The sequence below is a fragment of the Fibrobacter sp. UWB15 genome (genome assembly GCF_900177705.1).
In the GTDB taxonomy this organism is placed as follows: domain Bacteria; phylum Fibrobacterota; class Fibrobacteria; order Fibrobacterales; family Fibrobacteraceae; genus Fibrobacter.
The window spans coordinates 79,331-98,945 of sequence record NZ_FXBA01000001.1; the positions used below are offsets into that span (position 1 = coordinate 79,331).

Annotated in this window: 16 protein-coding genes; 9 read left to right on the forward strand and 7 right to left on the reverse strand. The window is 50.9% G+C overall.

Translation table 11 applies throughout. The features are described 5' to 3' along the window. Positions 1-17: 17 nt before the first annotated feature. Positions 18-1,007 (forward strand): hypothetical protein, encoded by a 990-nt coding sequence (locus B9Y58_RS00360; protein ID WP_073053309.1) that lies wholly within the window; start codon positions 18-20, stop codon positions 1,005-1,007. 66 nt (positions 1,008-1,073) lie between these two features. Here the strand turns inward: B9Y58_RS00360 and argF are convergent, their stop codons facing one another. Then, positions 1,074-2,033: an ornithine carbamoyltransferase gene (gene argF / locus B9Y58_RS00365; protein WP_073053311.1), complete on the reverse strand. Its 960-nt coding sequence runs from the start codon at positions 2,031-2,033 to the stop codon at positions 1,074-1,076. Between the two features lie 372 nt (positions 2,034-2,405). Next, entirely contained in the window at positions 2,406-4,040 is a 1,635-nt protein-coding gene (locus B9Y58_RS00370) for a glucuronyl esterase domain-containing protein (protein WP_073053312.1), read from the reverse strand. Between the two features lie 184 nt (positions 4,041-4,224). Here B9Y58_RS00370 and B9Y58_RS00375 point away from each other — a divergent pair, with 184 nt between their 5' ends. After that, on the forward strand, positions 4,225-5,814 hold the full coding sequence (locus tag B9Y58_RS00375; protein ID WP_083532157.1) for a Na+/H+ antiporter NhaC family protein: 1,590 nt from the start codon (positions 4,225-4,227) through the stop codon (positions 5,812-5,814). On the opposite strand, the gene B9Y58_RS00380 is transcribed toward B9Y58_RS00375, so the two are convergent. Together B9Y58_RS00380 and B9Y58_RS00385 are read right to left on the reverse strand one after the other, a co-directional pair. Continuing rightward, a complete protein-coding gene (locus B9Y58_RS00380; protein WP_073053315.1) occupies positions 5,804-6,709 on the reverse strand; it encodes a DMT family transporter in 906 nt (301 codons plus the stop codon). The genes B9Y58_RS00375 and B9Y58_RS00380 overlap by 11 nt on opposite strands. Before the next feature lie 7 nt (positions 6,710-6,716). Continuing rightward, entirely contained in the window at positions 6,717-8,147 is a 1,431-nt protein-coding gene (locus tag B9Y58_RS00385; RefSeq protein WP_073053317.1) for a glycogen synthase, read from the reverse strand. A gap of 152 nt (positions 8,148-8,299) precedes the next feature. On the opposite strand from B9Y58_RS00385, the gene B9Y58_RS00390 reads away from it, so the two are divergent. Further along, positions 8,300-9,352: a hypothetical protein gene (locus B9Y58_RS00390; protein ID WP_073054663.1), complete on the forward strand. Its 1,053-nt coding sequence runs from the start codon at positions 8,300-8,302 to the stop codon at positions 9,350-9,352. A 322-nt stretch (positions 9,353-9,674) separates the two neighbouring features. Here the strand turns inward: B9Y58_RS00390 and B9Y58_RS00395 are convergent, their stop codons facing one another. Then, positions 9,675-10,808 (reverse strand): hypothetical protein, encoded by a 1,134-nt coding sequence (locus B9Y58_RS00395; protein ID WP_073054665.1) that lies wholly within the window; start codon positions 10,806-10,808, stop codon positions 9,675-9,677. Positions 10,809-10,930: 122 nt separating this feature from the next. Between B9Y58_RS00395 and B9Y58_RS00400 the strand changes: the two genes are divergently transcribed. The 4 genes from B9Y58_RS00400 to B9Y58_RS00415 are packed head-to-tail and all read left to right on the forward strand — an operon-like array spanning position 10,931 to position 15,428. Beyond that, complete coding sequence (locus B9Y58_RS00400; protein ID WP_233247843.1) at positions 10,931-11,572, forward strand: LolA family protein; 642 nt, start codon at positions 10,931-10,933, stop codon at positions 11,570-11,572. A 3-nt stretch (positions 11,573-11,575) separates the two neighbouring features. Next, positions 11,576-13,177 carry a hypothetical protein gene (locus B9Y58_RS00405; protein ID WP_073053327.1) on the forward strand — a complete coding sequence of 534 codons (1,602 nt, stop codon included), beginning with the start codon at positions 11,576-11,578 and terminating at the stop codon, positions 13,175-13,177. A 38-nt stretch (positions 13,178-13,215) separates the two neighbouring features. Beyond that, positions 13,216-14,220, forward strand: coding sequence for a PorV/PorQ family protein (locus B9Y58_RS00410; RefSeq protein ID WP_233247780.1), 1,005 nt, complete (start codon positions 13,216-13,218; stop codon positions 14,218-14,220). Further along, positions 14,217-15,428, forward strand: coding sequence for a DNA replication/repair protein RecF (locus B9Y58_RS00415; RefSeq protein ID WP_073053329.1), 1,212 nt, complete (start codon positions 14,217-14,219; stop codon positions 15,426-15,428). Before B9Y58_RS00410 ends, B9Y58_RS00415 begins: the two co-directional genes overlap by 4 nt. 119 nt (positions 15,429-15,547) lie before the next feature. Here the strand turns inward: B9Y58_RS00415 and mscL are convergent, their stop codons facing one another. Continuing rightward, positions 15,548-15,988, reverse strand: a complete 441-nt coding sequence (mscL, locus tag B9Y58_RS00420) for a large-conductance mechanosensitive channel protein MscL (protein WP_073053331.1) — start codon at positions 15,986-15,988, stop codon at positions 15,548-15,550. Positions 15,989-16,070: 82 nt separating this feature from the next. Here mscL and B9Y58_RS00425 point away from each other — a divergent pair, with 82 nt between their 5' ends. Next, positions 16,071-16,940: a DMT family transporter gene (locus B9Y58_RS00425; protein WP_073053332.1), complete on the forward strand. Its 870-nt coding sequence runs from the start codon at positions 16,071-16,073 to the stop codon at positions 16,938-16,940. A 26-nt stretch (positions 16,941-16,966) separates the two neighbouring features. After that, entirely contained in the window at positions 16,967-17,533 is a 567-nt protein-coding gene (coaE, locus tag B9Y58_RS00430) for a dephospho-CoA kinase (protein ID WP_073053334.1), read from the forward strand. A gap of 67 nt (positions 17,534-17,600) precedes the next feature. On the opposite strand, the gene B9Y58_RS00435 is transcribed toward coaE, so the two are convergent. Further along, positions 17,601-19,496 carry a glycoside hydrolase family 9 protein gene (locus B9Y58_RS00435; RefSeq protein ID WP_073053336.1) on the reverse strand — a complete coding sequence of 632 codons (1,896 nt, stop codon included), beginning with the start codon at positions 19,494-19,496 and terminating at the stop codon, positions 17,601-17,603. Between the last annotated feature and the right edge of the window lie 119 nt (positions 19,497-19,615).

Sequence of the window (19,615 nt, forward strand, 5' to 3'; positions counted from 1 at the left end):
TCCGAAAAGGGGGTTATATGCTCAAAAAACTATTCCTGTCCGCCGCTATAGTGGCCTTGGTTTTTACCGCTTGCGATTCTGACAGTTCTACATCGCCAAAAAACGATGAACAACCTAAGGACAATGTCTCGGAACAGTCTGGTACAACAAATGGTGATGATGCTAATAGTTCCATTGTAAAAACAGATCCTGTTTCTGCGAATACATCTACCGAAGTTCCTTGTTCAGTAGAAAAACTTTCCGCTAATTCCTTTGTCATAAAAATGAAAGAGGATGGTGCGAAGACAACGATTACGACTACAATAGCAGGTGGACAAGCAGAAAATGATTACGTGACCGAATACGACGAATCTGTGCCGGAAGCAATGATTCAGTCGCTATGTGAATCGAACAAGCAAGAGGCTTTAACGAAGAATGCGACTGTAACATGTGATGGCCGGACCATGAAGATTCATGAAATCGCTGGTGCCGAAATTGGCTTTGATGGAGCTTTGGAATCTGCTAAAGAAGTCTGTAAAACGATGAATGCGTACCTGTCGGAAAATAGTGATGTAAATCTTCCGGAGGAACCTGGTTCAAACGAAACGCCTGTGATTGATGACCCGAACCCGAATGCTTTTTCAACTTCTGGCAAAGCCACTTGCAAGATTACCCAAAAAACGGGAACCGCTTTTGAGATGGTTGCTGTTCAGCCGGATTCGGGGTCGATTACAACTTTGTATGAGTATAAAATGGATTCTCTTGTGACTCTCATCCAGTTTGATTTCTTGCCGGCCATGCCTCTGGATTCTATTAATGCGTTCTGTGCAGAAGCTAAGGTCGATGCAGGTGAAGTGGAGGAAGATGGTGCGGTTGTGAATGTGACTTGTGGTGACAATACGATTACAGAACGTATAGCTGTGCCGAGCTCGTTTAACCCGCTCCCTTTCATTGCTCCGGAGATGACTGAATACTGCGAAGAAATTCAGCGGACGGGAATAATCCCTGATGATGAAGACGATATCTAAAAAATTTTAACAGACAACTAGAAAAGCTCGGCAGCGCCGAGCTTAAATTTTTTCTGAGAAATCCGCTTATTTAGCGAACGGAGGCATCACTTGCCATAATACGGCTTTATGAGCGTGCAAGCGGTTTTCGGCTTCTTCGAAGCTCATGTTCACGTTGAGGTTGTCCATCACGGAGTCCGTGATTTCTTCGCCGCGGTGAGCCGGCAGGCAGTGGCTGACCTTGCAGTGAGCCGGAGCGAGCTTCAGGAGTTCGTCGTTGATCTGGAACGGCAAGAAGTGAGACTGCTTGGTGGCCTTTTCGCCTTCCTGACCCATGGAGACCCACACGTCGCTATAGAGAATGTCGGCGTCTTTGACGGCTTCCTTCGGATCGTGGAATACGCGGTACTGGCAGCCGTGTTTCTTCAAGCCTTCTTGAGCTTCTTCGACCACCTTGGCGGGCTGTTCAAAGCCCTTCGGGCAGGCGAGCGTGAAGTTCATGCCCACCTTGGAGGCGAGGGCGAGGAACGAGTTGGCCACATTGTTGCCGTCACCGATGAAGGCGACGGTCTTCGGCTTACCGTCGGCATTCTTGAATCCGCCGAGGTTTTCCTTGATCATCTGGGCGAATGCGATTGCCTGGCACGGGTGGTAGTCGTCGGTCAAGGCGTTCACAACGGGGACGCTGCCGTATTCGGCGAGCTGTTCCACCAGGTCCTGCTTGAAGCAGCGGACTACGATGGCGTTTACCCAGCGGCTGAGGCAGCGGGCGACGTCCTTGACGCTTTCGCGCTTGCCAAGGCCAATGGAATCGGGTGCGAGCAACACGGCGTGGCCGCCGAGCTGGTTCATGCCCACCTGGAATGTGGTGATAGTTCGCAGCGAGGGCTTTTCGAAGAACATGGCGATGTTCTGGCCATGCAGACGGTCAGACACCTTGCCGGCGTGGACTTCTGCCTTCAGGCGAGAAGCGATTTCGATAGTTTCCAGGATTTTTTCTTCGCTCCAGTCCATGAGGCGGAGGAAGTGCTTGTTGCGATCAATCATTTTTGATTCCTTTGGGCAAGCCCGTAAAACAAAAAAAATTAAAAAACGGAGCTTTTACACTCCGTCTTTAACAGGAAATCACAATAGAATGCTAACGGATATTAGCGAAGTTTCTTTTTGTGACGGTCACGACGACGGCGCTTCTTACGCTTGTGAGTCGCAATCTTCCTGCGCTTTCTTTTCTTTCCGCAAGGCATGTTGTTTCTCCGTTAAGGGTTAAACTTAAAAATGTGCCTCCAAATAGAGAAATTTTTAGGGGTTTTGTCAAGGCTCAATGGGGCAAAACGCATAAAAATATGCAAAAAAGTTATGCAAAAAAGGCCCCCGACTTGCGTCGAAGGTCTTTGAGGTGTTTGGTCTTCTAGAGGAATCTTAGTTCAGCGCAGGAGTTTCCCAGTCAATCCACTCGGACTTCTTGAAGTTGATTGTCTGCGTATTCTTGGAATAATCAATCTTACCCGTCTTGGCGTCCTTGCCGAGCAGGAACTTATTGATGAAGTCCTTCACTTCGTCGAACTGTCCGTTCGGGAGCGAACAGTGCGCGTGGCCGCCTTCCTGGCTATAGGTGTAATTTTCCGTCACGCCGAGAGCCTTGTAGGTTTCGAGAGAAGCCTGACCGCAGTAGTTAGACGGCACTTCGCCCAGCCATTCCTGGCCCGCGTTATCGAGGATGAGGAGCGGACGCGGGGCGACCATGCTCACGAGCATGTGCTGGTCGAACGGGAGCGTATTTTCCCTGCCGTCGTAGTTCTTGAAGCTAGAAATCATCCACTTGCCTTCGGAACCAGCGCTGGCCAGGCCCTGCACGAACTGCTTGCCTTTCTGCCTGTTGACCTGGGCGCCTACACGCCAAAGCGATGCGCCGCCCGAACCGGATTCCTGCGGAATGGTGAGCGCAATGCGTTCGTCAAAAGCGCCGATGGCGAGGGCTGCCTTACCCAGGCGGGAACAACCGCTAACAGCCAGGTGCTTGACATCGATGCCTGCATCGGGGTCTTTTTCCAAAGCGTCGATCAGGCGGCTCACGCCCCATGCCCAGGCGATAATGGTGCCCTGGCCGCCGTTGTAAAGCTGGAAGAACTTGCCGCCACCGCTTTCGGGAGCGACATTGTTCGTATTGAAGGTTATCATGGCGATGTCCAAGCCGTTGGTCGAGGAGCCGAGGCTTCCGCATGCGCCTAATCCCTGGTCCAGGCCGATGAGGGCCGGCTTCGGCTTGTCCTTGGTGCCGGCACTGTTGATGGTGACGTCGAAGGAGGCGGACTTGCCCTTGTCGGTAACGGTGACGGTGTATTTGTTGCCGGACTTCTTGCCCTCGACCTTTTCGGGATTGCGCGGCTTTTCGCCGAACATGAGTTTTTCGTACATGGCGCCGATTTCTTCGCGACGGCACTTCCAATCGGCCTTGCTAGAAATACGCTTGCCGTCAAGACCCTTGAACGGGTCGGGGAGTTTCGCGTTATCCACGCTTGTAGGAATGTTGCCAATCTGACATTCGCTGCGGTGATCTTCCACGAAGTCGTTGCCGGGTGTCGGCGGAATGACTTCTTCTTCGCTGGAGCTGGATTCGACGGGGTTCACGTCGCCGACAGAGCTGCTAGAAGAGCGGTGATGATGGTGTCCACTGCTCGAAGATGCAACAACCGGTTCTGTGGTCAAAGAACTTGAAGATGTGTAAGAATTATTTGGAATAGAGTCGTTTTGAACGTCAACGGGGTTGCCTGTTTGGTTGGAATCTTGCGGTGTTGAGCCCGGTTCCTGGGTGGTGGCTCCCGATGAGTCTGCCGGCACGTCAATCACGTTCGGCCCTTCGTTGATTTCAAAGTCGATTGTCTCGACAGGCGGCTGCTGATTGGCTAAATTTGCCGAATCTGCGTTAAATTCGCCATATTTGTCAATGAGACACTGTTCTGTGGTACATTCGGTAGCGGTCGTGTTTTCGTCGCCGCATGCCCAAAAACCGGCGGCAATAATTGCCGCTGGCAATAGATATTTATATTTGTTCATACATCCAATCCCAATTAGAGTGTAGTGAATTCTGCACTCGTAAATGTGTAAATAAAATACATTCTTTTTTTTAAAGTGGAAACTTTTGTTCCGATTTTTTACGTTAATTTTTGTCAACAAGGCGCGGCGCTCGCTGTTTTTTTAGGATTTACTATAATTACGATGTTCAGCAAGGAATCAGATTATGGAACAGCAAGCTGTAGAAGCGTTGTCCTTTTTTCATGGCACTTTTTGGGCGTTAGTCCCCTCTATTGTGGCGATCGTCCTAGCCCTCATTACCAAAGAAGCCTATTCGTCGTTGTTTATCGGCGTCCTTATCGGGGGGCTTTTCATTAGTCAGGGGAGTTTTCCCGGATTTTTGGATGCGGTATTCAAGAACGGAATGGTCAAACAGGTGTCGGACCCGTGGAATGTGGGTATTCTGTTTTTCTTGGTGATGCTTGGCGCAATGGTTGCCCTCATGAATAAGTCGGGGGCTGCGGCGGCGTTTGGAAACTGGGCGAAGTTACATATCAAAACTAAAGTTGGTGCGCAAATAGCGACGATAGTTCTTGGTATCTTGATTTTTGTGGACGATTATTTCAACTGCCTTACGGTGGGCAGCGTGATGCGTCCGGTTACGGATAAATTTAAGATCAGCCATGAAAAACTCTCCTACTTGATCGATGCAACTGCGGCTCCGATTTGTATTATCGCACCGGTGAGTTCCTGGGCGGCTGCGGTAACGGGCTTTGTCGAAGGCGAAGATGGTCTTGGTCTTTTTGTGAAAGCGATTCCGTTCAATTTCTATGCTTTACTGACGATTGTGGCACTTTTTGCCCTTGTTCTTTTGAAGGTCGATTTTGGGCCGATGAGAAGGAGCGAATCGGCTGCAGACATAATTACGGCCAAGATGGATGAAATGAATGTCGAGCAAGCCCGTGGAACGGTTCTCGATTTGATTTTCCCGATAGTGGTGCTGATCATCTTCTGCGTGGCGGGCTTGGTTTATACGGGAGGCTTCTTTTCGAGTGGAGAGGCTCACAAGGGTTTTGTCGAAGCCTTTGGCGCAAGCGATGCTTCGGTGGGACTTGTGCTTGGCAGCTTTGGTGCATTCTTTCTGACCGTGGTTTGGTACATGGGTCGCCGGGTTTTGAAAATCAACAAGTGCCTGGAATGTTTGCCTGAAGGTTTCAAGGCGATGGTCCCTGCAATCATTATCCTTGTGCTTGCCTGGAGTCTGAAGGGCGTTACCGATACGCTTGGCGCAAAGGACTATGTGGCGGGAATCGTTTCGGGAAGTGCTGTAACTTTAATGAACTTTATGCCGGCTATCATCTTTTTGGTGGCAATCGGTCTTGCTTTTTCGACAGGAACTTCGTGGGGTACGTTTGGCATCTTGATTCCGATTGTGGTGGCCGCGTTCTCTAGCGTTGATCCTGGTCTCATGATTATTTCGATTTCCGCTTGCATGGCGGGTGCCGTTTGCGGTGACCATATTTCACCCATTTCGGATACGACAATCATGGCAAGCGCAGGCGCTGAATGTAACCATGTGAGCCATGTGAAAACGCAGCTGCCTTACGCCTTGTGCGTGGCGTCGATAAGTTTTGTCAGCTATATTATCGCAGGGTTCACTCGCAGTGCGTTGCTCTCGCTTTTTGTGGGTGTCGTGCTGGTTGTGGGCGGTTTGTTGTTTGTGAAAAAGCGCCGTGGATCTGGCCGCAAGAAAAAGTTCTCGCTCAAGAAATTACTTGCCCCTAAAAAGCCTGCAAAAAAGAAAGCTAGCGCCTAAGTTGTGCGAAAACGATGGCGACCATCATGATGGCGCAACCGCAGATTTCGCGGGCTGAAAGTTGTTCCCCTAGAACTGCCCAGCCCGCAAATACGGCGAATACCGATTCTAGACTCATCGTAAGCGAGGCGATGGTGGGGGTTACTTTGTCTTGAGCAACAATCTGTAGCGTGTAGGCGATTCCGCTAGAGCAGAAGGCGGCAAAGCAGAGGCCCGCAACTGCTCTTGGATTGACAAGCGCGGCAGCAATCGTGCTAAAGTCCATAACAGGGAATTTCATGTCGAAAACAATCATGAGCGGTGCCGTCAAAACGCCGATAGTGAGGAACTGAATCGCCGAAACTCGAATCGGGTCGACTTTGTTCACGAACTTGTCGATGACCAAAATATGGATTGAAAAGGCGAGAGCGCACAGCAGCGAAACACCATCCGAAAGTTCCAGCGAAAAACCGTCCTTGATGCAGAGCAGGTAAAGCCCGAAGGTCGTGATGACGACGCAAGCCCACGTCTTTGCCGAAATGCGATGACCGAGGATTAATCTTACAACGGGCACAAGTACGATGTAGCATGCTGTGAGGAATCCGGACTTTCCGGCGGAGGTGCCGAGATACATTCCCAGCTGTTGCAAGTTCATGGCCGTGCATAAGGCGAGCCCGCAAAAGAATCCGGCTTTCCAGTGTAGAATCCGCTCTTCGCGGTTGTGTGGCCTGCGCGGACTTTTGCCGAAAATGTCAAGAATCTTGAAAGTCAGGGCCAAAAAGCCTGCCGCGATAAAGCAGCGTATGCACGAAAAGGTGAACGGCCCGAAGGCGTTGCCCTCAATTTGGGCTACAAAGCCCGACCCCCAGATGGCGGCGGTTAGAACGAGTAAAAGAGTGTAACCGAAGCTTGCCAAAAGAGACCTAAAGTCCCAATTCGCCGAAAATGAGCAGGTATTTGGAGATAGTCCTGCACCATTCGTAATGGAATCCGCTGTATGCGTTTACGACGCACTTGTCCCAGTCGGCCACTTCGGTCTTGTAGACGTTTACGGCGTCTTTTACACAACGCAGCATTTGGTGTGGCGCGTTGGCGTCGTCTGCCAAGAATGCGTTTGCTTCGCCGGCGGTTTCCAGGGAATAGTGGGTGAGCATCGTAGATACGCCTACGGTGCGCCCGGTAACGGGGAGCGTTCCTGCAGCCATGGCTTTAAGGATAATCGAAGACGAAGGCTCGCGGAGGTTCGCTGCGAAGAGGGCGTCGGAGCCGGCGAGGGTGTCGCGCAGTTGTATGGTGCTGTCTTGCAGTTCAGAATCCAAATCCTGGACGTACATGGTGTCTGGATACTGCTTGGCGAAATCCTGGTAGTAGGTCCATTCTCCGTTTCTGGACGAAATGCCTACGATAATGAATATGTCAAGACGCGCGATGTCCGAAAGGATGGTGGCCAAGGTTTCAGAGGTGTTGCCCGCTTCTTCGTCCAGGTGCACGTAAAGAACCAACTTGCCGTCGAAGTCTACGCCCAGCTGAGATTGCAACTGTGCGCGGGCTTTTGCCTTGGCTTCCTTGATGGGGAGGTTGTCCTTGTTGAAGTCCCAGACTTGGTAGCTGACGCCGAATTGTACGCCGATGAGCTTGTCGGCGTTCCTGTTCAAGAATCCGCTGATGCCACCGGGCAGGTTGGTGTTCAGCATGGCGTCGCGGTAGCCGGGCGAGGGGAACAGCACCTTGGTGGCGTACAGAATTCCCACCTTGAGCAGGCTGACTTTACCCCAGAACTCGTAGCCGTCCATATTGTAATCCTTGCGGGGAAGACCGATCTTTTCGATTTCGCTGGAAGGAATATGGAAGTCGTAGGTGATGTTGTGGACGGTAAAGAAGAACGGAATCTTGCTTGCGAAGGCCTGGTAGGTGGTCTTTGCGAGGGCGCCGGCGAGGGCGCCGCCCCATTCGTGGCCAAGAATGGCGTTGCATTCAAATTTTGTCTCTTCGGCATAGGCTAGAGCGGCCGATGCAAGGAATGCGAACCGGATATGGTTGTCCGAATACGGAGCGCTCTGGGGAGGCCCATAAACATAGGGCCTGCCGAAGTATTCTTCATTGTAGATATAGGTGTGGAGGGGGTCCTTTTCGGAAACCCAGATTTCGTAGGGCTTGCCCTGCAGCTTTTCGACGCCGCTGTAAACGCAGCTGTAGCTGTCTACGTCAACCATGAGGTTCCTGAAGAACGGAGAACAGGTAAGAACCGTAGTTCCGGCGCTTGCAAAAGCGTCGGTCATGCGGTTAACCGCAGTTGCCAGAGGGCTGGTTTTTCGCCAGTTTCCGGCCTCGGGGCTTACGACAAGGATGTTCATTCCTGCTCAATACTCCAAATAAAAATTTACCTATAGATAAAGTATAACATAAATTTATTTAATTATTTTTAGAAAGAATAATCCTCGGAATTAAATTCCTAGGAAAAAAGGTATTATTACAAAACAAAATCACTCAGTTGAAGGAAAATCAAATGAAAAAACTCTTTATTGCCTCTCTGGCTGCCGCCGTCGCATTCACGATGGTCGGCTGTAAGGGTACTAACGAAAAGCGCGGTGACGAACACCTTAAGGAAGGTCGTTATCGCAACGCTATCAATTCTTACCTTGAGGCTAAGAAGAAGGGTAGCATGTCCGATGAATTCTATGATAACTTCACGCTCGCCCTGGTTCGTGCCGCCGAAACTGAAGCCAAGAAGGACCTGAACAGCGACCTTATCAATGGTTACTTCGACAAGGCTTCCGTGAACATGGCTGAAGTCCAGAATGCAGATGTTGTCCAGGAATATGTGACGACGCTTGCCAACATCGGTAAGATGCAGGCTTCCCAGGAAGGCATGGATTACGGTACCATCGTGAACGCTTTCGCAAAGATTGACACCGCTTTGGTGACTGCAAAGGCCAAGGGTGCTGGTGAAGCTGCCGTGAAGGCTATCCGCACCGAAGCTGAAAACGCTTACGTTGCCAAGAACCTCTCCGAAGCCGTGGGCGAATCTGACCCGGTGGTGAGCGAATACCAGATTATGAAGATTGCCGAAATGGCACCGGAAAATGCCGACGTGAAGGCTGCTTTGAACAAGAGCCGTAAGGGTACTCGCGGTTACTTCTTGATCTTCGGTGAACAGATCGGTGAACCGGTCAGCCGCCGCGTGGACAAGTGGGGCTATGTCATGGCTATGCCGACCCTCAAGATGGCTCCGGGTTCTCTTTCTGCTGAACTCCAGTTCTGGGCTTCTACGGGTAACAACACTGAACTCGACCCGAGCAAGATCAAGCTCGTCTCTACCGACGGCAAGGAAGTCTTTGCCAAGGGTAACAGCGGCTGGTGCGAAGCTGAAGTCCTCGTAGGCAAGAAGGGTCAGGAAAAGATCGAAAAGAAGAAGCAGAGCTTCAAGGGCAAGGGCAAGTTGATGAACGAATTCCAGTGCTCTGTGAACGTAAGCTTCTCTTATGCGAAGGACTTTGTTCCGGATTACATCGAATACAAGGATGAATTCGGTATCGGCCGTAAGTACTTGGGCCAGTAGTAAAATCCTTTGGCGTATTTGAAGACGGCTCGGTTTACCGAGCCGTCTTTTACATATAAGGGGAATTTAAAAGAAGGCTAGTTTTGGGCGAACGAGCCTTAGTTCACTGAACAAAGTTCAGTGGCCCGGCTAGTGAGAAAAAGCCGAGCTTGTCGCCCGACTTTTATACGGTTATTTAAACTTTTAAGATTGGGCGCAAGCGGTCTAGATTGGGCGCGAGCGGTTTTCTGTGAGCAAAAAGCCCTCGGGTGTTAACCGAGGGCGATTGCGAGAGCGAGGCGATATCACATTTTTTATTATGCGATAGAGCCGAGCGGTCTTGTTAGAAACTAGCCTTGCCGCTCAAACCGAGGGAAAACCTTGCCTTGCCAAACGGAGTTTCGTCGGTGTCGGTGAAGTTGTAACCGTACCAGATAACGATTTCCGTATTCATGGTGGGGTAGAGGTAGTGGTTCATGCCCAGGAACTGGAAGTCGTCTTTATGTACTTCGCGGTCCGGATCGTGGTATTCATAAGAAACACCCAGGGTGTACTTCTTATGAATGTTGAAGCTGGGTTCGACGGCGAACAGCATCTGGTCGTCGGTCATGAGCTGTTCGTCAGCAGGATAATCCTTGTCCGTAATGGCGTAGAAGAACGTGGCGCCCAGGTTGAAAATGGCGTAGTTCATGCTGGGTTCGAGCAAGAAGGAGTGAGTTCCCTTGCCCTTGTACGGGTGGAGTCCCCAAACGGCGTAGATACCGTAGTTGAACTTTTCGAAGCTCTTGGAGTAGTCCACTTCGGTCCCCAGAACGTAGGTGTAGGGGCGACCGATGTCAGAACCGAACACCCAGTCGAGGCTCGGCTTGATAATCAAGTGTTCGTCGGTGTGGTTCAGGAGCGGGAAGGCGTAGGTGGCGAACATGGAAACCGTGTGGTCAGTGTCGTCGGAGGCGCCCAAGTAGAAGGCTCCCTTGCCGTACTTTTCGTTACCTACTTCGGCACCGAAACCGCGGAGGCTTTCTTCGCGGGTAATGACGGCGTAGCGGGAGGCGTCGCGCCAGAAGTAATAGTTGAATGTACCGGCGCTGTAGGTCATGTCACCGAAAATAAGGGTAACCTGGTGACTCACATCCCAGCGGAACTGGACGCCGTCAAAATCAAAGGAGTTGTAGCGGCCATCCGAACCCATGGCGGTGGAACGGGCGAGACCGTGACGGACTTCAGATTCTTCCAAGTCGCCGTTTTCGTTTACAAAAGTGCTATGGGTGGTTCCCATGACGATAACGGAAATGTTTTCGTCGAGGTGGGCGTGCAGGGCAAGGTCGATGTCCTGGTTGCCGGCGTTGGTCGGGTCAAAATCGCTGTCAAAATAGCTGGCGTAGTCCATGTTCACGTCGCCGTGGACTTGAATGTCGGCGGCGAGAGCCAATGTGGCGGCAGAGGAAATTGCCAGTGGCATGATCAATTTGCGCATATCAGTTTCCAATATGATTTGAAATTTCTTGTGCAAAGATAGAAATATCCGAAGGAAAAAGCCAATTCAAGACCGTGCGATTTTTGTAAATTTGCCCATATTCCTATTCATGAGGTCTCTTGATGTTCAAACGCATGAGTTTTATTAGGCTGTTTGTAATTTATGCCCTGTTGGCATTGCAGAGTGCTTTCGCTATTTCGGCAGACGAAGCTATGGAAAAATCCAAGGCTTGGTTCAAGTCGGGAAAAGCTTGGAAGCTTGAATTCAAGGTGCAGGTTTTTTATGCGGATTCCCCGGACATCGCTTCTCAAAATGGAAAACTCCTGGTCGCTGAAGGGGACCGTTTTGTATTGGATATGGCTGGCATCAAGTTTTACAGCGATGGCGAGGACTTGTGGCAGCACAATGTGGATCAGAAGCAAGTGCTTATTAAGTCGGTGGAAGATTTGTCTAGTTCCCTACACCCTTCAGAACTCTTGTTCAAGTACCTGAACTGCAAGGCGAAGGAAATTTCGGAAGGCGAATTCAACAAGCAGAAAATGTGGGTGCTTAAACTGGATCCGTCCAAGTATGCCGGGCAGTTTACCCAGATGGAAGTGTGGCTTTCGCAAAAGGATTTTTCTCCGAAGCGTCTTTATACGGTCGATCCTACCGGAAACGGTTCCTGGTACAATATCGTGAACCTTTCGGTGGTCAAGTCCTGGAAGCCGGAAGACTTCAAGTATAAGCCTATCAAGGGCGTTGACGAAATTGACATGCGGTAATTTATGAAGCAGATTTTAAGAAAATGCGTGTGGCTTGCGCTGGCGGCACTCCCAGCCTTTGCTGCAGAAACATTGTTCAGCAACTATGCGTTGAACGTGAACTCGACGGGGAAGGCAGGAAGCCTGTGGGTGTTTTCAAGAGGTGACCTTTATAGTGGCGTGACCTTGTTGGACTTGAAGGTGGGTGCGACAGGTGTGCAGGTAGCCGAATCCAAGCAGGAACAGGTGTCCGATTCCATGTCGGCCGTACAGGCGGGAATCTTTAGCGATGTACTTGCAGAGCATCGCCGTACGCCATCGATTTATGCGGGCAAGCTTGGCTATGTGCTGCCCATGTTCGGTCTTGACGATGATGGCAATTCTTTGCAGCCTAGCGGATTCTTCTCGGTTCGCGGCATTGACAACTTGATTGAAACGCCTATTGCCACTCCTGAGGCTTTGCAGGATATAGATTCGGCGATGCACTATGCCGTTAGCGGTTTTGCCTTTGATTCATCCAAGAAACATCTCTGGTTTGCCCGCGGTGCTGCAGGCCTTGGACTTTACGATGTTTCGGGGGGTAGCCCTAAAGCGTCAACGTTCCAATTGAACTTGAAGACGGGTGCATTGGATACGGCCAAGGTAAATTACAAGTGGAAAAACGAGATGAATCCTCGTATCTTTGACGTAAAGCAAGAGCCTGCTACCGGTGAACTCTGGCTTGCGACTTCCAAGGGGCTTTGGAAGCGTTCTGTCGATGGCAAACTGTCCAAGGCTTCTACGGTGCTTGATACCAATGCCCGCGTTACGGGACTTTGGATGGGTGGCGATCCGCTGACGATTGTTGCCGAGACTTCGCGTATGGAAAAGGAGTCGATGAAGGGTGCACTGTGGGTGTTGCGTGAAGGCGCCAAGGATTTTGCGAAGGTGGATTTCTTGGATACGGCCGGTAAAAAGCAGAAGAAGGACGTATATGACGATGGCGACTACACGGTGAGTGGCGTAGCCTTTATCGCGAATGTGGCCTATGTGGCTGTTCTTGGCCCGGGTGGTGGCGTGAGTGGCTATTTCAAACTTGATTCAGCAGGTGTTCGCGCTTGGGATATGGACGAAGACGGTAAGAACCAGTGGCTGTACGGTTATGCTACGGGTGCCACCGACCGCGATGCGATTATTACCTCTATTTGCTCCTTCCCGCTGGATAGCAAGACGGAAGGCCTAGCCATTTCTACTTACGGCAACGGCATTGCGGTCTCGGCGGATTCGGGTAAATCTTGGAGCACCATCTTGAACCGCGCCAAACTAGGTGGAAACCTGGGATCCATTCGCATGGTGCCGTCAGTGATTACGGCTGGTGACCAGTCGCTGGTTTCTTACAAGGTAAGCAAGGAATCGAAGATTACGATCGACGTGTTTAGTTACGACATGCGAAAAGTTCGCACCATTGTTAAGGATGCTCATCGCGATGCCGATGCTTCGCGCAGCACGAACCCGAAGGAAGATTTCTGGGACGGTCGCGACAAGGCCGGCAAGGCTTGCACCATGGGCGTTTACTATGTGCGTGTCAAGGATAACCACGGCCATATCGGCTGGGGCAAGGTGATGACCTTGGGAGGGCACAAGTAATGATGTTTAGACGAAAGAATCTTGGTCTTATATGCATAATGCTTTTGCTTTTAACGGCATCGGCGTTTGCGGGCAAGAAAGCGACGCTTGGTGGCTTTGACGGCTTTGTGGAACGTATGGGTGCAGGAACACGCGAATTGGGCCGTGGTAATACGGGTTCTGCGGATACGGCATCGATGCCGGCGGCTTACTGGAACCCGGCCATTCTCGGTTTCCGCGAAAACTTTGTGTACAACTTGAATGCCGAAAAGCGCGACCTGGACCGTATGGGTGGTTCCTTGGGTCTTGAAACCAAGGTGGGTAGGCGCATGGGCGTGGGTTTTGCCATGCTTTACCGTGGCGACTTGAACTTTGACGTTATTAACGAAGACGATGAAACCATGGGTACGGCAACGCCTTACTTTACCATGATGTACTTGGGCTTTGCTTACCGTGCCACCCGTCGAGACGCTTTTGGTATTTCTTTGTCCATGAGTTACGATAATATGGACATTTCGGAATATTACGAGGGCATTGAACTGGTGGATGATTACCGCAGTCCGGTGACTCTCAACTTGAGTTGGCTTAGACAGTGGAATGACAAGTGGTCTACCTCTGTGGTTATCCGTAACTTGAGCTTCAGCGAAAATTTGTCTGCAAAGTGGAGCAAGAATACAAGCACCGACAACTCTGTCGAAAGTACCGATGGCGTGCGTCCGAAGGTGTTGCAGATCGGTGTGGGGTATCGTTCCAGGATTGCGGGCATGCCTGTTTACGCCTGGATGGAAGCGCTCGATTACCAGATTGCCGACACCTTGTTGGCTTTTGACCCCGATTTGCACGTGTGGACAGGGCGCGTGGGCTTTGAATGCGAAGTGATTCCCGATGGTACATTGCGTCTGGGTATGGATGACTTGGACTGGACCGTAGGTGCAGGCTACAAGTTCCAGATTCGCATTGGCAAGAAGAAGTATCCCTTCGACGTGAACTACGCCTTGATTTACGAAACGGAAGCGGGAATCTGGACTCCTCTTAGCTTTGGTCTGCGGGGCTCTATCCCGTGATTTCAAAAATCTTTATAGATGGCGTTCGTAGCATTACCGGGTTTGAGACTGAGTTCGGGCCCGGCATTACGGTGGCTCATGGTCCTAATGGCTGCGGAAAGACTTCTATACTGGAATCGGTGCACCTGCTTGCCCAGGGGTTTTCTTTCAGGGCGAAGGACCTGAAAGAGATGATCGCCTGGAAGGGCGATGAACTGATTCTGCGAGGATGCTTTGACGATTCCGGTCAATGTGTTAATCGCGGAATTCGCGTGGGACGTCGCAGTAGCGATGTCCGCGAGAATGGAGTGAGCCTGAAATCGCCGACGGCTTTTTTCGGTCGTATGCCTGCCGTGGTGATGCAACCCTCGGATATTGAACTTTTGCGTGGCGCCCCCGAAGTGCGCAGACGCTGGCTCGATGAAATCCTTTGCTACCGTTCGCAGGCGAATGCCTCTGTGCTAAAACGTTATCGCCGCGTGCTGCAACAGCGTAACCAGTGGCTGCGTCAATACAAGCGCGATGGAGCCGCTACCGGCGGCGAAGAACTGTTCCATGTGCTTACGGAACAGCTGGTGGATTTGGGTGCAAAACTTTGGGCGACCCGTATTGAACTTTCCAAAGAGATTTCTTCGATCATTACGGGCTACTACCGCAAACTTTCGGGCGGGGTCGACGAAATTGCTTGCGCTTACAAGAGTTCTATCCTTAAGGAACTGGATGCGCTCGATGGCGCGGAATTCCTGGACGAATCCGAACTCGACAAGGTTGCCATGGCGGCAGACAGGAGTGGACTTTATATTGCATCGGATTCAGGAGAATCCGAAGACGGTTCTGTGGACGAAAACGCCTTGCGTGAAGCTTACCGCCGCAAGCTTGCTGGCTTGGAATTTGCCGAAAAGATTCAGGGAATTACGCTGTCCGGGCCGCATAAAGATGATCTGGGCTTATGCATTGGTGAAAGCGAAATGCGTTCTGCGGGTTCCCAGGGGCAGTGCCGTTGTGCCGCAGTTGCCATGCGATTTGCCGCGGTAGACGTAGCTTCTCGCTACCTGAGCAAACCGATTCTTTTGCTTGACGATATTTTTGCTGAACTAGATGTGGACCGTCGCGATGCGGTGGCGACACTCATTCGTGAAAAGTCTTGCCAAGTAATTATTGCGACTCCGCAGCTAGAGGAATTGCCGTTTAAGGCTGATGCGGAGATTAGAGTCGGAAGTAGGCAGTAGACAGTAGGAAGTAGGCGGTAGGAAGTTGGCTGTAGGCGGATAGACGTTTGGGCAAAAAAAGGCCCCGCATTTTAAGCGGGGTCTCATTAGTCTAGGCTCTAAGTTCTGCCAACAGCCAATTATTTTTTCAGCAAGTCACGGATTTCGGTGAGTAGCTTTTCTTCGGCAGACGGTTCAGGAGGTGCCGGAGGAGCGGCCGGGGCTTCTTCCTTCTTGCGCATGTTCTGCATGAAGCCGAGGAACTTCTTCATGACGATGAACACCACGATGGCGACGATGAGGAAGTCGATGATGCCACCAATGAAGCTTCCGTAAGGAATGGTCACGCCTTCGGCCGTCGTGAATGCGAGAGCCTTGAGACCTTCGCCAGCATCCTTGCCGCCGCCCATGGCGATAATGGCGGTAACGCACGGCATAACGATGTCGTTAACGAAGGAGGTGACGATTTTGCCGAATGCACCACCGATGATTACACCGATAGCCATATCGACGATGTTACCCTTGAACGCGAAGGCTTTGAATTCTTCGAGCAGGGACGATGCTTTGCCTTTGATTCCCATATTGGATCCTTTTGTTAAAGTTAAGATAAAAATATGTTTAAAATATCGCTTTGGCAAGAGGGTTTTCTAAATTTTGCACGCTATGTCATGGTTCGTTTTAGCTTTACTTTCGGCATTCTTTTTGGGGTGTTATGATCTTGCCAAGAAAAAGTCGGTGCAGGACAATGCGGTCCGTGTGACACTGTTCTTTTGCAGCGCCTTTTACGCCCTCTTTATGAGCCCGCTCCTTTTGACAGGGCATTGCGAATCCTTGCCTTTGCAGAGCCATGTTTACTTGTTCGGGAAGGCGGCCATTGTGGGCGGCAGCTGGATTTTGACTTATAACGCTCTGGCCCATTTGCCTTTGAGCATCGCGACCACGATTCGCGCGCTTGCTCCCGTATTTACGATTTTTATTGCCGTGACTTTTATGGGTGAGCGCCCCTTTGCGCTCCAGTGGATAGGTGTAGCCATCTGTATTTGCTCTTATGTGGGTTTAAGCCTTGCAGGCCGTAAAGAAATGGGCCATTTCTTTAGCAACGGCTGGGTGATTTGCATGGTGCTGGGTACGCTTTTGGCGGCCTGTAGCGGCGTGTACGACAAGTTTATTTTGCAGCGCATGAACTTTGACCCCCTTACGGTTCAGGTGTGGTTTAGCATTTATATGATGCTTTGGCAGTTCGTGATTTGCGCCGTTACTTGGTTCCCGACGCGGCACAAGACGACTCCCTTTAAATTCCGCTGGTCGATGCTTTTAGTGGCAGTGCTTTTGATTGTGGCGGACCGTTGCTACTTTGTGGCGGTGAGCGACCCAGATGCCCTTATTTCGATTATCACGGTGTTCCGCCGTTCCAGCGTGCTGATCTCTTTCTTTGCAGGACTTGTTTTCTTCAAGGAACGCAAGAGCAAGATGAAGTTTGTCGCCTTGCTGGGAGTGATTCTAGGTATTTGTCTGATAGCTCTCGGAAAATAGTCTAGCTTTCTACTAAATTTATCGGTATGAAAGGCATTACAGGAACAATTGGTGCAGGAAAGTCGCTGGTCGGTCGCATTTTGCGCGACCGTAAAATCCGCGTGATTGACGCGGATGTGGCTGTGCATCACTTGTACCGAGACAATGAATCTTTACGCGCCGCCATTGCCAACGAATTCGGCGAAGAGATGCTGACGGAGAAGGGCATTAGCCGGAGCCGTATGGCAGATTTGGTCTTTAGCGACCCGACGGCAAGAAAGCGCCTGGAGGTGTTAGTGTACCCGGCGCTGACTCAGTACCTGTTGCATGCGAATCCGGCTTTTGTCGAGGCAGCCCTATTTGAAAATGTCCCTGAGCTAGTAAAGCACCTGGATGAAATTTGGGTGGTGTGCGCTGCTCGGGATGTCCGCAAGAGTCGCCTGATCGCAAATCGCGGCTTTAGTGAAGAAGATGCGGAGCGCCGCATTGAATTACAATCGGCCAAAGATAATGAAGAAGAATGGACTCGGCTTTTTCCAAATAAGAAATTGCGCTTTATTGATAATTCGGGCGACGAAGCGCAATTGCAAGATGCAATCAAGAACTTGATATAACAAATGCAGCATCGGATGATGCTGCATTTGTTTTGTATTGGGTGGGATTGGGAGGAACTTGTTTCCGTTAGCGGACCTTCTTGCCGCCAATGCTGAAGTAACGTTTGATTCCGTTCTTGTCGGTGTATTCGAGCTGGACCTTTTGACCGCGGATTACGAGGCGCTTGCCTTCTTGAGGCTTGGCGTACTTGATGCGGTTGCGGGCTGCCGGAATCGTAGTAAGTTCGTACTTGGCGTTGACCGGTGTCTTGACGTCGTAAGTGGTACCGGTTGTTGCGATAGCTTGCAAGCTTCCGATAATGTAGGCAAAGGGGGCGTTCCAGTTGATGGCCACTTCGTTGGTTGCGTAGCTGCAGGAATTGTCATAATAGGACTTGGCAACAGCATTTGCATTGTTGTATTGCTTGGCGCAATCCGTAGCCGAAGCGTTGGCGCCACCGGCAACCATTCCCGGAACAGGGGCTTCGATGCTGTCAGCCTGGCTTACGCGGTGATGCGGATTCATGACCGGGTTGACACCGTAGCCGGTGAGGTATGATTTGTCAATGGGGTTGCGACCCAAGATGTAGTCCACAATGCTCTGGGCTGCGTTCATGTACTTTTCTTCTTTGGTCAGAATGTAGGCGTGAATCAGAACCATGCCCTTGTTGGCGGCAACGCCGTTGGATCCCCAGTAGAAGTCGTCTTTATCGAGAGCGATACCGTAGCCGTTGTTGTCGAGGGACTTGATGAAATTGTCGGCCATGTTAATGATGATGGCGTTTGCAGAATCCACCATTTCGGGCTCGAAGGCGTCGGGGCTCATAGCGATGGAGAAAATTCCCAACATGTAGTTGTTCTGCCAGCTTTGGAGCTTGGCCTTCTTGTTATTGATGGGGAGCTTCTTGATGGCGGCTACAACAGTGGTGTCGCCACTGACGCGGTACATTTCGATGAGAGTCCAAAGTTTGGATGCCCAGTCGGTAGCTCCTGTATAAGAACCTGTGCCGACATCTTTGGGCTGTTCGTAAACTTCATAGGGGTGAGCGATTGCCCAGTTGTGAGCCTTTTGGGCTGCAATAATGCATTTTTCTGCAAATTCAGGATCGTAGGGCTTGTAAATTTCGGAAGCAAGCGTAACGACTGCTGCAAAGTCCCAAGTAGCTTCTACAGCTTTACCGATAGCGTAGCGCTGGGCGGTTGCCTTGGCGGGCATGATGGTGCCGGCAAACTGCTTGGTGGTGAGCTTGTGGAAGACGCCGCCATCGTCATCTTGCATGGTAAGCATCCAGTCCAAATTCCAGCGGATTTCATCCAACAGGTCCGGAACATTGTTCTTGCTTTCGGGAATGTTCAGGTTCAGAGTATCGTAGTAGGCCTTGTTCTGCTGGTAAAGCTGCAGCAAAGTGTAGGTAGAAATGCCGGAGTTCACGATGTACTTGCCGTAGTCGCCAGCATCGTACCAGCCCTTCGAACCGTTAAAGGTGGCATTGAGATCAGTCTTGCCAGTAGAGGCATGGTATTTTACCGCTGTATCCGGGTGGCCGGCGGCGCGGGCATAAATACCCGCATATTCTTCTTCGAGGGCGGTAGAGGCTCGCTGGAAATAGAAGAACTTGATAGAGGCTTTGCCAGCATCTTCGAGGGCGTTATCACCAATGGTGATGGGGTGACCGATAGGTTCGTCATCGAGATAGGCTTGGTACTTGCCTGCGGCTTGGATTTCAGAGAAATCAACCAAGGATGCGGCGGTGTCGCCTGCGGGAATCCAGACTTGGGCCTCGGGGGCGGTGACCTTAAGGATTTCTTCGCCACTTTCGGACTTGAAGACGATTTCTTTACCTTCGGCGCCGATAACGGCCATCTGCTTTTGACCCTTGGTCAAGAAACCGACCTGGTTCATGTAGGCTGTTGCTGCGAACAGGCTGCTCGTACCAAGAGCAGTTATCGCAAGAACGGGGGAAAGAATTTTTCTGAACTCCATAATAACATCCTTGTTTGTTTTCTATAAATCTAGACCTTTTGAAGAAAAGTAGGTAGGGGGCGCGAGGTAGAAAGTGGTTACGGGTGAAAACTAATCACATTCCATAATCCACATCTCGT